Origin of the sequence: Plantactinospora soyae, assembly GCF_014874095.1 — a bacterium.
Taxonomy (GTDB): Bacteria; Actinomycetota; Actinomycetes; order Mycobacteriales; family Micromonosporaceae; genus Plantactinospora; species Plantactinospora soyae.
This window is the reverse complement of the sequence record NZ_JADBEB010000001.1, coordinates 9280146-9292524: the sequence shown is the minus strand read 5'-3', so window position 1 is coordinate 9292524 and position 12379 is coordinate 9280146. Positions and strand designations below refer to the sequence as shown.

9 protein-coding genes are annotated in these 12379 nt (G+C 74.0%); 4 read left to right on the top strand and 5 right to left on the bottom strand.

Annotation, left to right across the window (positions count from 1 at the left end):
* Positions 1-7: 7 nt before the first annotated feature.
* The 3 genes from H4W31_RS40520 to H4W31_RS40510 form a co-directional block, all read right to left on the bottom strand.
* On the bottom strand, positions 8-1297 hold the full coding sequence (locus H4W31_RS40520) for a DUF2314 domain-containing protein (protein ID WP_192771423.1): 1290 nt from the start codon (positions 1295-1297) through the stop codon (positions 8-10).
* A gap of 109 nt (positions 1298-1406) precedes the next feature.
* Positions 1407-2177 (bottom strand): adenosylcobinamide-GDP ribazoletransferase, encoded by a 771-nt coding sequence (locus tag H4W31_RS40515; protein WP_192771422.1) that lies wholly within the window; start codon positions 2175-2177, stop codon positions 1407-1409.
* A complete protein-coding gene (locus H4W31_RS40510) occupies positions 2170-4380 on the bottom strand; it encodes a bifunctional adenosylcobinamide kinase/adenosylcobinamide-phosphate guanylyltransferase (protein WP_192771421.1) in 2211 nt (736 codons plus the stop codon). Before H4W31_RS40510 ends, H4W31_RS40515 begins: the two co-directional genes overlap by 8 nt.
* Before the next feature lie 149 nt (positions 4381-4529).
* On the opposite strand from H4W31_RS40510, the gene H4W31_RS40505 reads away from it, so the two are divergent.
* Together H4W31_RS40505 and H4W31_RS40500 are read left to right on the top strand one after the other, a co-directional pair.
* Positions 4530-4730, top strand: a complete 201-nt coding sequence (locus tag H4W31_RS40505) for a hypothetical protein (RefSeq protein ID WP_192771420.1) — start codon at positions 4530-4532, stop codon at positions 4728-4730.
* 4 nt (positions 4731-4734) lie between these two features.
* Entirely contained in the window at positions 4735-5532 is a 798-nt protein-coding gene (locus H4W31_RS40500) for a site-2 protease family protein (protein ID WP_192771419.1), read from the top strand.
* Between the two features lie 80 nt (positions 5533-5612).
* On the opposite strand, the gene H4W31_RS40495 is transcribed toward H4W31_RS40500, so the two are convergent.
* Both H4W31_RS40495 and H4W31_RS43550 read right to left on the bottom strand, forming a co-directional pair.
* A complete protein-coding gene (locus H4W31_RS40495) occupies positions 5613-6611 on the bottom strand; it encodes an aldo/keto reductase family protein (protein ID WP_192771418.1) in 999 nt (332 codons plus the stop codon).
* Positions 6612-6675: 64 nt separating this feature from the next.
* Positions 6676-8334 carry a WG repeat-containing protein gene (locus H4W31_RS43550; RefSeq protein ID WP_318783674.1) on the bottom strand — a complete coding sequence of 553 codons (1659 nt, stop codon included), beginning with the start codon at positions 8332-8334 and terminating at the stop codon, positions 6676-6678.
* 2220 nt (positions 8335-10554) lie between these two features.
* Here H4W31_RS43550 and H4W31_RS40485 point away from each other — a divergent pair.
* Positions 10555-10923, top strand: coding sequence for a hypothetical protein (locus H4W31_RS40485; protein ID WP_192771417.1), 369 nt, complete (start codon positions 10555-10557; stop codon positions 10921-10923).
* A gap of 766 nt (positions 10924-11689) precedes the next feature.
* Complete coding sequence (locus tag H4W31_RS40480; protein WP_318783673.1) at positions 11690-12373, top strand: ABC transporter permease; 684 nt, start codon at positions 11690-11692, stop codon at positions 12371-12373.
* Positions 12374-12379: the final 6 nt, after the last annotated feature.

The following is a 12379-nucleotide window of genomic DNA, read 5'->3' as shown; positions in this document are numbered from 1 at the left end:
GCGGCGGTCAGCGTTGTGAGCGGTCCCCGGCGTCGAGTACGGCCTGGGTCCAGCCGCCCTCCACCACACCGCCGCCGTCGAGCAGGGCCCAGTCGACCACGTCGACGGCGTCCACCACGACCGGCTGGCCGACCCGGACCGCCGGATCGGCCGCCGCGTCACTGGCACTGGCGCCCACGATCCGCTCGGCGGTCGGCCAGGAGGTGACCCCGGCCCAGACGAACTCCGGCCCCTCGTCGGTCGGCAGGCCGTACTTGACCAGCAACTGCACCCCGTCCGGCAGCGCGTCGGCGAGGAACCGTTCCCGGATTCCCGGCAGCCCGTCCCGGGCGGTCGCGATCGCCTTGGCCATCGCGTCGTCCGGCCGGGCGTACCGGACGTCGGACTGGGTCGCGCCGAACAGGGCGGCACAGACGGCGGCGAAGTACCGACCGGCCGGGCCGGAGTGGCCGACGGGTGGCAACAGGCTCAGGAACGAGTCGGCGTCGGGATCGGTGGCCGGATCGAGTTCCAACCGCAGCATGGCCGGTCCGGTCGTGTCGTGCTGCTGCGGGTTGCCGTACGCCACCGCGATGTCGTGGCCGGTGACCGAGGTGACCACCGGAAGCTGGACGAACGCCGGCACCTCGCTGTCGCCCAGCCCGTCGGTCCAGGCCCGGAGCAGCCGGCGGGCCACCCCGGTCATCACGGCACCCCAGGCCCGGGTCAGATGCGTCGGCACCGACTGGGCCTGCAACTCCAGCAGTCCGAACCGGCGCAGTCCCTTGGTGGTGAACCAGAGCCCACCCTCGTCGGAGGAGTACGGCACCAGCACCCAGTCGATCAGTCGTACCCGACCCTCGGAGTCCGGCAGCGAGCGCAGTGCGGTGGCGGGATCGAGGAACTGCAACGCGAACACGTCCACCACGTCGGCGTCGAGCCTCTCCGCGATCGCGCTGGCGACCGTACGGGCCGCCCACTCGTGTGCCGGCGGCCAGCCGGGCCGGTAGCTGGCCTGGACGACCACCAGTGCGTCGGCCGCCGCCAGTCGGGCGAGCTGGGTCTCGGTGGCGCCGAACGCGGTGAGCAGGTCCGGTGGCAGGTGCGGGAACTCGCTTATCGGCCGGGTGTCGACCGTCATCAGCGGGCTGTCCAGCATCTGGCGGGCGAGGTCGTGCACGGGTCCGGAGAGCCGGCCGCCCAGCGCCGCCACCGCCTCGGCCGGTGCCGGGTCGACCCCGCCGGAGGTGGGAACCAGATAGGTCGCGGTCAGCGACTCCGGAACCGGTACGGGCAGGAAGTCGTCCGTGATGAGCATTGTGTTCCCCCGCTCGACCGCGTACCGCTGTGCGTTGTACTGGCGTGCTTGCGCTGGCGTGCTGTGCTGGTGTCCTTTTCGCGAAGGCTACCCGCGAACGCCTGCCTGGTCAGCCGGTCAGCACGAGACCCAGGTAGAACAGCGTGGTGCCGAGTTCGACGACGGCACCGAGCACGTCGCCGGTGATGCCGCCGACCCGGCGTACCAGGTGGCGCACCAGCAGCAGCGTGCCGGCCAGCGCGGCGGCGACCGCGAGCGGCCCCTGCCACGGGCGGCCCGGCACCGACGGTACGGCCAGGAGTGCGACCCCGACCGACAGCCCGGCCAGCGTCACCGGGCCGACGGTGCCGGCGACCAGCGCGCCGAGCCCGTCCGGCCGCGCCGCCGGAACGCCGCGCCGGCAGGCCCAGCTCACCGCCAGCCGTCCGGTCGCGGCACCGGCGGCCACCGCCGCGAGCAGCGCGGGCCAGGGCCGGCCGGCCAGCGCCGCGAGGGACGCCGCCTGGAGCAGGAGTACGAGGACCAGCGCCGTCACGCCGAACGGCCCCACGTCCGGCTGCCGCATGATCTGTAGCGCCGCCGGTCCGGACCGGTACGACCCGAGCGCGTCGACCGTGTCGGCCAGCCCGTCCAGGTGCAGCCCACGGGTGAGCAGGGCGGCCACCGCCACGGTCACCCCGCCGGCGACCAGGGGTGGCGCGACCGCGCCCAGAACCCCGAGCACGGCACCGAGAAGCACGCCGAGGAGTACGCCGACGGCGGGTGCCAGCGCCATCGCCGTACCAGCGGTGGACCGGTCGACCCGACCGGCCCGCAGCGGCGCGACGGTGAACGTGGTGAGTGCCAGCCGGCCGCCGGCCGCGAGTCGGCCGTCAGGCACCGGGTGGGACGGTGGCGCCGCTGGAGAGCCGGTCCCCGCGGCCGGTCGGCGGCTCGTCGTCGGGGACCGAGGTCGGCCCGGGGCCGGCCGGGGGCGGTTCGATGAACTCCTGGTCGTCGTCCATCCCGGGCAGGCCCGGTTCGGGCGCCCACGGCTCCGCCGGGTCCGGCACCGGCGCGGCCGGCGTCGGGTTCCGCTCGCCGGACGGATCCGGCCCGGTGGCGGTAGGACCGGTGTCGCCCGGTCCGGTGTCGCCCGGTCCGGTGTCGGCCGGTCCGGTGTCGCCAGGTCCGGTGTCGGCCGAAGCACCGTCGACCGGTCCGGCGTTGGCCAGACCGGGTTCGGCGGCGGCCAGGCTGGGATGCACCGGCAGCACCGCGGCCAGGGTCAGCGCGGAGCGCAGCAGCGGCAGCGCGGCCAGCGCGGCGGCGCCCTCGCCGAGGCCGAGCCGCAGGTCCAGCAGCGGCGTCAGGTCGAGCACGTCGGCGCCGAGCCGGACGGCCGGATGCTCGCCGTGGTCGGGCAGCAGGCACCAGTGCCGGGCCTGGCCGGCGAGGTCCCGGCTGACCAGACCGGCTGCGACGCCGACCGGGCCGTCGAGCAGTACCGGCGTCCGGCGGGCCGTCGCGCCGAGCAGTACACCCGTCGCGATCGCGATGTCACCACCGCCGATCTCGGCGAGCACGTCCTTGGCGTCCCGGGTACTCCGCCGGGTCCGGTGCATGGCGTCGCGGACCGCCGCGCAACGGGTCATCCAGGCGGCGTCGTCGACCTGACCGCCCGGGTTGACCACCCGACCCAGCACCGCCGCGGGTTCGGCACCGGCCGTGGCCGCGAGCACGGCGGCGGCAGCGGCGTCCGTACCGGCACCGCAGGCGGCCAGCACGATCAACTGGGCGCCCGCCTCGACGGCCTCCTCGGCGAGCCGCCAGCCGTACCGCAGGGCGGTCTCCACGTCGTCCACGGACAGCGCCGGGCCGTCCTCCATCGGGGCGGCGGTCGGCGCCTCGACGACCTGGAGGGTCGCGCCGACCTCGGCCGCCAGCCGGGCGATCGGTCCCTCGCCGCGTCGGGCCTGGTCGGCCCGCCGGGCGGACTCGCCGGCCACCGTGCCGGCGGCGGCACCACCGACGTGGTCGCCGTGCAGCAGCAGTACCCGCACCGAACGCCAGGGTGCCGGCGTCTCCGTGCCCTGGGTGGCGGCGGCGAACGAGACGACCCGATCCAGGCTGCCGAGTCCGGCGCCGGGCAGGTCGAGCGTGCCGAGCCGGTCGACGGCGGCGGGGCCGGTGTACTCGTGCGGCATCGGCAGGTCCATCCCCGGCTGGATGACCAGTCCGGTGGCCACGATCGGCAACGCCATCGTGGGTGTGGCCCAGCCGGCCCCGGACGGCGGCTGGAACTCGGCCGTCGGCGCCGGGGCGGTGCCCGGCCGGAGCACCTCCGGCATCGCGCCGACCACGTCCGTCCAGGCCGACGGGGTCGCCGCCGACGGCTCCGCAGGCCCGGCCGACGGGGTCGCCGCCGACGGCTGCGCGGTCCCGGCCGAGGGGTCGGCGTCGCCGTGCGGCGATCGGGCAGCCTGGGCCGGCACATTCGGCCGGGCGGTCCCGGCGTCCGCCGGCACCGTTGCCGCCGGGGCCGGGGAATCCGTGGTCCCGCCGGCCTTGAGCCAGGCGGGCTGTCCGGCGACCACCAGGACGACCTCGTCGCAGGCGTCGGCGACGGCCTGGTTGGTGGCGCCGAGCGCGTCGGCGTAGGCGCGGCCGAGCGGGGTCATCGGGACCATCGACAGCCCCACCTCGGGGCTGACCAGCAGCAGGCGGGCCGGGCAGTTCCGGATCGCGGTGCCGAGTTCGCCGATCGTGGCGAGGTCGTCCGCCGGTTGGTGTGCCGGGTCGAGCAGGACGGTGACCCAGCCACCAAGATCGTCGATGAGCAGGGTCTCACCCGGCTTCGCCTCGCCGATCAGCTCCGCGAGCTGCGACGGATCGACATTGGCCTCCTCGGTCGACCAGGCGGCCGGCCGGCGGATCTGGTGCGCCTCGATCCGGGCGGCCCAGTCGGGATCCTCGGCGCCGATGATCGCTGTCGCGACATACCGGACAGCGGGCAGGTCCCGCACCAGTGACTCGGCGAATTCTGACTTGCCGGACCGAATCCCACCCAGCACCAGGATCCTGTTCCACCCGTCTACGGACATGCCCGTACCTTAGAGCGCTCGGCTGGGCTTCTCGCGCCGAGGTGCGGGTCGGCGGTCGCTCCGTACGCTCCGGCTGGCTCGTACAGGCCGGCCGACTAGGCTGGCGGAGGTTTTGTCGGCGCGGAAAGATCGGCGAGGGGAGACGCGACATGCCGTGGAGCTGGCGGTACGAGGGCGCGGACGGCGGGCCGGCGAGCGGGCCGACCGAGGCGTTCAGCAGCCAGGCCGACGCCGAGTCGTGGATCGGCCAGACCTGGCGGGAACTCGCCGCCGCGGGTGTCGCCACGGTCCTGCTGGTCGAGGACGACCGGGTGGAGTATCGGATGAGCCTGCAGCCCGTGGCCGAGTGACCCGATGAACTTCGATCAGCGGGACCGGGACGGTCTCGTACTCGGGGTGCCCCGGGAGGCCTTCCGGCCCAGTCCGATCTTCCTGGCCCTGGTCGCGCTCTTCGTGACCAGCGGCGCGATGGCGTGGAACGGGTACGGCAACGTCCGGTTCGACGTGTTCCTCTTCGTGGTCTCGGGCTGGCTGGTGTCGCTGTGCCTGCACGAGTACGCGCACGCCGTGGTGGCGTTCCGGGCCGGTGACCGGGGCGTCGCCCATCGCGGCTACCTGACCCTCAACCCGCTCAAGTACAGCCACCCGCTGCTGTCGATCATCCTGCCTGTGGTGGTGGTGCTGCTTGGCGGCATCGGCCTGCCCGGCGGTGCGGTGTGGGTGGACCGGCACGAGATCCCAGGTCGGCTGCGGCACTCCCTGGTGAGCCTCGCCGGGCCGGCGACCAACGTGGTGTTCGCGCTGCTGCTGGTGGTGCCGTTCGCCATCGGCGTGGACGTCTTCGCCCGGCCGGAGTTCTGGGCCGGGGTCGCGCTGCTCGCCTTCCTCCAGGTCACCGCCAGCCTGCTGAACCTGCTGCCGGTGCCGGGACTCGACGGCGGCAACGTGCTCCAGCCCTGGCTGTCCGCCCAGTGGCGACGCGGGTACGACCTGATGGCCCCGTACGGCTTCCTGCTGCTCTTCGCCCTGCTCTGGAACCCCACCGTCGGCGGCTGGTTCTTCAGCGGGGTCTTCGCGATCGGGGACCTGATCGGATTGCCGGACTACCTCTACGCCGACGGACTCCGCCTGATCCGCTTCTGGCAGGGCTGAGGTTGTAAGGAAGGGCCCCTTCTTATCGCTTCTTGTATAAGAAGGGGCCGTTCCTAACCGTTAACCGGTGGGGACGGAGATCAGGGCCGCTGGGCCGGGCTCTGCGTCTTGGCCGGGTTGCGCTCGGTGATCGGGTCGACGATCTCGTCGATCGCCTTGAGCAGCCCGGCGTCGAGCTTGACCCCGGCGGCCTTGACGTTGTCGTGCACCTGCTCCGGACGGGAGGCGCCGACGATCGCCGAGGAGACGTTCGGGTTCTGCAGGACCCACGCGACGGCCAGCTGCGCCATGCTCAGCCCGGCCTGCTCGGCCAGCGGCTTGAGCTTCTGCACCCGGGTCAGGACCTCGTCCGACATGAACCGGGAGATCATGTTCGCGCCGCCGGCCGAGTCGGTGGCCCGGGAACCGGCCGGCGCCTCCTGGCCGGGCTGGTACTTGCCGGTCAGCACGCCCTGGGCGATCGGCGAGAAGACGACCTGTCCGATGCCGAGTTCCTCGCTGGTCGGCACCACCTCGGACTCGATGACCCGCCAGAGCATCGAGTACTGCGGCTGGTTGGAGACCAGGTGGATCTTGAGCTCGCGGGCCAGCGCGTGTGCCGCCCGGATCTCGGAGGCCTTCCACTCGGAGACGCCGATGTAGTGCGCCTTGCCGGAGTGCACGACGTCGGCGAACGCCTCCATCGTCTCCTCCAGCGGCGTCGCGTAGTCGTACCGGTGCGCCTGGTAGAGGTCGACGTAGTCGGTCTGCAACCGCTGCAGCGACCCGTTGATCGACTCCATGATGTGCTTGCGGGAGAGGCCACGGTCGTTGCGGCCCGGCCCGGTCGGCCAGAAGACCTTGGTGAGAATCTCCAGACCCTCGCGGCGCTCGCCCTTCAGGGCCCGGCCGAGTACGGCCTCCGCCTTGGTGCCCGCGTACACGTCGGCCGTGTCGAAGGTGGTGATGCCGACGTCCAGAGCCGCGCGAACACAGGAGAGCGCGGCGTCCTCCTCGATCTGTGAGCCGTGGGTGAGCCAGTTGCCGTACGAGATCTCGCTGATCAGCAGGCCCGAACGGCCAAGGTGACGGAATTCCATGCCCTCGACCCTAGTCCTCGGGGCCGGGAATGATCAGACTGGCGGGCCGGATCAGGAACACAGGTCACAGCACGGGCTTGGTGTCGGCCAACAGCCGGTCGATCTCCTCCATCACGTCGTTCCGGCTGGGGTGCACCACGTCGATCAATGGCTCGCCACGGCGGTCGAGCGCCCCCCACTGCCCGGCACCGTCGCCGACCAGGAACGCCACCGGATGGATGACCAGCGCCGGATGTGCCGGGGCGATGAGAACCTGCCCGGACCGGTCCACCACGCCCTTGCGTCCGCCGGAGTCGACGATCGCCAACCCCTCGTCGGTGAACCCGTCGAGGTAGCGGCCGTCGGTCAGCGCCGTGCTGAAGCCGGTGTAGCGGGTCGGCAGGAAGACCCGACCGGTGCGGTCGACCGCGCCCCAGCCGCCGCGCCGGACGGCGGCGACACCGCGCCGGAACGGACGTACGTCCTCGAAGCCGGCCGCGATGACCACCTTGTTGGACTTGTCGATCGCGACCCATCCGCCGGTACCGTCCCGGGAGACCCAGGCCAGTCCGTCGGAGAAGGAGCCGACTCCCAGGTACCCGGCGGAGGACTCGATCAGCAGACCGCCTGACTCGTCGATCAGCTCCCAGGTCCGGGTGTCCGGACGGCGTACCCAGGCCGCCCCGTCCCGGAACGGCTGTACGTCGGCGTAGCTCGGCGCGATCGCCAGTTGACCGTCGGGATCGGCGTACCCCCAGCGCTGCATCTTCTCGCTGAACTTCGGTACCGGTGGCCGGTGCACCTGGAGGATCTCGTCGCGCTCGCGCGGATAGGGGCCCCAGCCGTTCTGCGCCACCTTGTTGAACACCGCGTCGAGCGCCAGTTCGGTACGGGCGATGAGGTCCGGATCCTCGACCTTGCGCAGCTCCAGCGCCTTCTCGAAGTGGTTGCACGCCTCGATGTAGCGGCCCTGGTCGTAGCAGGACCGTCCGGCGTGCTCGTGCATGGTGGCCCGCAGCCGGTCCGGCAGTTCGGAGGAGTTGGCCTCCGCGAAGAGACGGTCCGCCTCGGCGAAGTCGCCCCGCCACTGGAGAACGTGCGCCAGCCGCGCCTGGGCGATCGCGATGCGCCGCAGCTGGCCGGTCGCCTCCGCGTGTGCCAGCGCCAGCTTGCCGTCGGCCAGCGCCTTGCCCAGGTCGCCGAGGATGCGGGAGACGACGGCCCGCAGGCTCAGCAGCCGGGCCCGGGTGCCGTTGTCCTTCGCCGGTTCGAGCTTCTCGGTCAGCCGGTCCCGGATCGCCCGCAGCGACTCCGGGTCCTCGACCAGCTCGCGCAGCGTCTCGTGGTGGAAACGCCACTTGTACGACGCGAGCACCTGCTCCGGGTCGGTCGGCGTCGGCTCCGGGGTGACGTCCGTGGCGTCCTGCTCCGCCTTCCGGCCACCGGGCCGGACGATCGGCGTGAGCATGGTGGGCGCGCTCAGCGCGGTGGCCGCACCGGCGGCCGGCCCGGTCGGCAACACGGTGTCCGGGCTCGCCTCGGCGACCGGCGAGCCGGGCGGTGAGGTGGCCAGGGGCGGGTCGGCGGCGGGGTCGGTGGGCTGCGGTCCCGAGCCCGGCCCCGGAGTAGGAGTCGGGCCCGGGGTCGGAGCCGGACTCGGAGTGACCGATCCGGACGGCGGTCCGGAGCCGGGTGCGGTGGCTGGCGAGCCGGGTGCCGCCGGGACCGCTGGATGGTCGGGCACGTCGCCCCCGGACGTCGGGTCGGACTCGGGACCGGTGGGCGCGGGGGTGGACGCCTCTGTCGTGCCGGACGGGGCTGCCGAGGTGGCCGCCGGGCCGGTCGTGCCGGGGACGGCCGGTGTTCCGGACGTACCGGAGGTGGTGACGGGAGCCGGTGGGCCCGCTGGGGGAGCGGCGGGCGCGAACTCGGATCCGGGCGGGCCGGACGGCGGCGTACCGGGAGTTCCGGTCCCCGAAGCGACGGATCCGGCGCTGGCGCCGGTGGATTCCGTCCCACCGTCGCCGGCCGGTACGCGGCCGGTCGGCGTCGGTTGGGCCGCCGTCGGTTGCGGCCGTCGAGCCGGCTCGGCCGCCGGGTCGGACGGACCGGCGGTCGGCGGATCGGTTGGAGCCGTGGCGAGGTCCTCCGGCACAGCCGGAACGGCGGGCACAGCCGGAACGTCAGGGTCGGCCCCGGGTACCGGGGGAGGCGGATCGGCATCGGTGAGCGGCCCGGATGTGGCGTGGGCCGCGACAGGTCCGGTCGTCGGCATGGGGGGTACGGAAGTCTCACTTAGCTCGGCCGCTCGTCCGAATTCCGGCATCGGCCCGGCCGAGGCCGGTTCGATCGGGGGCCCGGACGTGGGGGCGGGGGAGGCGGGTTCGATCACGGGGATGTCCGTCGGTGCGGCGCCGGCCGGTTCGACCGGTGTGCCGGCCGGTTCCACCGGCGCGACGGTGTCCGGTCCGACGGCCGAGGCCGGCGGAGGCCCGGTGGGCGGTCCGGTCTCGGGACCGGCCGGCGACGGCGGGGTGCCCGCCGGTCCGGCACCCGGTGCCGGGGCAGGCAGGAACTCCAGCCGTAGGCCCGCGGTGGGCGGAGGTGTGACCACCGGAGGGCGTTGGCCGGTTTCGTCGGCTGCCGGCGGCCGGGACGGCCGAGGGGCCGGAGCCGGGGCCGGAGCCGGGGCCGGAGCCGGAGCCGGAGCCGGGGGCGCCGGCGATATCGGGGTCAACCAGCCGGCCGCCGTCTCGCGCGGGCGTTCGACCGGACGGGTCGGCTCGGCGGAACTCGGCGGCTCGACCGGCCGTGGCTCGGTACGGGAGTCGGTCGAGCCCGTCGGCGCCGCCTCGACCGGCCGGGCCGGTTCGACCGGACGGGGTGGTTCCACGGGCCGGGCGGGCTCCACCACGCGGGGCTCGATCGGCCGGGATTGTTCGATCTTGCGGGCCGGCTCGATCGGACGTGACGGCTCGATCCTCCGGGCGGGTTCGACCGGCCGTGGCTGTTCGACGGCGCGTGGCGGCTCGCCGGGCCGTGGCTGGGCCGCGACCCGTGGCAGCTCCCCGTGGCGCGGCTGGGCGGCCACCTGCGGCGGCTCGCCGGGCCGGGGTTGGGGATCTCCGTGCCGGGCCACCTGCGGCAGCTCGCCGGGCCGGGGCGGGGTGTCCCCGTGCCGGGGCGGGCCGGTCGGCCCGACAGGTCCGCCCGGGCTCGCCGGTCCGGCGGCGGGCGGGTATCCGGCGACGCGATCCCGCCGGGCGGGGAAGTCGGCGGGCTCGGTTGGCCGGGTGGGCGGCCGGTCGACATTGGAGACCGGCGTGCGGTCCGGTCGCCCGTACCCCGGTGCCAGTTCGGCTGCCGGTCGGTCGACCCCGGGCGGCATCGACCCGGGACGCTCGCCGGGCGGTACCTGGCCCGGGCGGCCGGTCGGCTCCGGCGCGGAGCGTGGGTCGCGAACCGGCGGTCGGCCGGACCCCAGATCCGGAAAGCGTCGGCTCTCCCGTGGCGGCTCCTGGACCGGACCCCGTTGGGCCGGCCAGGCGGGTGTGGGTGGCAACCCACCGGGTCGCCGGTCGGTCGGCGGCGGAAGGTCGGAGTCCGGTCGGTCGGGCCGGTCCGCTCCGCTGCGGGACGGCGTGCGGCCGGGCGGTGTCTCCCGACCGGGCGGTGTCTCCCGACCGGGCGGGTGCGGCGGCGCAGCGCCGGAGCGCGCGGCCCAGCCCTCGGAACGGTCCGACCCGGGAGGTCCGTCGAAGGCCGCCGGGGAGTAGATCTGGCTTCGGCCGCCCGAACCGACCCGGCCTCGGTCGTCCCGGGTACCGGGACGGCCCTCGGACGGCGCCGGCCGACGGTCGGGCAGCGGCTGGGTCTCTTCCGCCGCCGGTCCGGTGAGCCATCGTCCCCGTCGCTCGGGAGACGGCGCCGATCGGGCCGCGTGGGTCCGGTCCGCGCCGGACCGATGTGGATCGTGTTCCTGCGGTGCCCGGCCACCGGCCGGCTCGCCGCGCTCGCCGCGACGTCCGGGGTCGGCACCGGTCGGGCTCCGCCGATCGTCGCGTCGGTCATCGCGTCGGTCATCGCGTCGGTCATCGCGTCGGTCATCGCGTCGGTCGTCCCGGGCGATCGGCAGCCCGAGTCGGTCGTCCCGCCGGTCGTCGCGTCGGTCGTCCCGCCGGTCATCGCGGGCGACGGGTACCCCGAGTCGGTCGTCCCGCCGGTCGTCCCGCCGGTCATCGCGTCGGTCGTCCCGCCGGTCATCGCGTCGGTCGTGCCGTCGGTCGTCGCGGGCGACCGGTACCGGTGCGCCGGTGCGGTACTCGGCCGGTGACCGGCCGCGTCCGTTCGACGGCTGGTTCCGGGAGTCCGGGGATTCGTCCCAGGAGCCGGGGAGTGACTTGCGCGGCTCGGCCCGGCCGTCCCGGCGGTCTGTCGACCCGGTGCGGCCGTCGCGGGGCGGTGGCCCGTCGGGGCGGGCGGTCGTCGGCGATCCGGTCGGTTGGCCGGGATGTCCGTTCGGGGAGGAGGTGCCCGGCTGTGCGTCCGGTGCGGGCACGCTGGCGCGGCCGGTCGGCACGGCCGCCCGCCCGGTCGGCCGGCGCGGCCGCTGCCGCTGGTGACCGATGTCCCCCGGATACCGCTGGCCCGGGAACTGCGGCTGCCACTCCGCGGTCGGTTCGGCCACCCAGGACGGTTCGGGGGCCTCGCCCCACCGACTGGAGTATCGCTCCGTCATACCGTCGCTCCGTACCGTGTGACGGCGGTGCGACCGAGGCGGCGATACGCGCGCGGCGCGGCCGGAAGGACCGGCTCGCGTCGCTCACTCACAGGGTGTCACCTCGTCGAAAAATCTCGCTGGGCAGCCGGGTGTTCCGGGTAAAGTCACCCGGCTCGGGGCAGCGTGGTCGCGGAAGGAGGGTAACGGCGTGGGCTCTGTCACCGCCACTGTGCCACCACCGATCAGCCGAAACATCATCCCGTGGTTCCGGACATTTACTGCCATAGCCGGATCAGGGTTTCGTCGGTACTCTACCTATCGGCAAGCTACCCTTGCCGGCGCCTTCACCAATACGGTCTTCGGCTTTCTTCGCTGTTACGTGTTGCTCGCGGTGGCGGGCGGCGCCGGAGGCGTCGTCGCGGGCTACACGCCGGCCCAGTTGGCCACGTTCGTCTGGGTAGGACAGGGTCTGCTCGCCGTGGTGCTGCTCTGGGGCTGGTCCGACCTGGCGGAGCGGATCCGTACCGGCGATGTGGCCAGCGACCTGCTCCGGCCGGTACACCCGGTGGTCAGCTATCTCGCCGCCGACCTGGGTCGCGCCGGGTACGCGCTGCTGACCAGGTTCGTGCCGCCGGTGCTGACCGGGCTGCTGTTCTTCGACTTCAAACTGCCGGGCCGGTGGCCGACGGTGCCACTCTTCGTGCTCTCCGTCGGACTGGCGGTGGTGATCTGCTTCGGCTGCCGGTACCTGGTCAACGCGACGGGCTACTGGTTGCAGGATGTCCGGGGTCCGATGATCCTGTGGACGCTCGGCTCCGGGGTACTGGCCGGGCTCTACTTCCCGCTCCGGTTCCTGCCGGACTGGATCCTGCTGCCGCTCTGGTTGGCCACCCCGTTCCCGAGCCTCCTCCAGACGCCGCTGGACGTGGTGATCGAACGGGACGACTGGCCGGTCCAGGCGGGCACGGTGGCCGTACAACTGGTCTGGGCCGGGTTGATCCTGCTGGGCTGCCGTACGGTCCAGCGCCGGGCCGAGCGCCGGATGGTGGTGCAGGGTGGCTGACCGGAC

Excerpts from the sequence above, each read along its gene's own strand:
- H4W31_RS40500 (WP_192771419.1), top strand. The coding sequence starts at position 4,735 with ATGAACTTCGATCAGCGGGACCGGGACGGTCTCGTACTCGGGGTGCCC.
- H4W31_RS40510 (WP_192771421.1), bottom strand. The coding sequence starts at position 4,380 with ATGTCCGTAGACGGGTGGAACAGGATCCTGGTGCTGGGTGGGATTCGG.
- H4W31_RS40495 (WP_192771418.1), bottom strand. The coding sequence starts at position 6,611 with ATGGAATTCCGTCACCTTGGCCGTTCGGGCCTGCTGATCAGCGAGATC.
- H4W31_RS40485 (WP_192771417.1), top strand. The coding sequence starts at position 10,555 with ATGTGGATCGTGTTCCTGCGGTGCCCGGCCACCGGCCGGCTCGCCGCG.
- H4W31_RS40520 (WP_192771423.1), bottom strand. The coding sequence starts at position 1,297 with ATGCTCATCACGGACGACTTCCTGCCCGTACCGGTTCCGGAGTCGCTG.
- H4W31_RS40505 (WP_192771420.1), top strand. The coding sequence starts at position 4,530 with ATGCCGTGGAGCTGGCGGTACGAGGGCGCGGACGGCGGGCCGGCGAGC.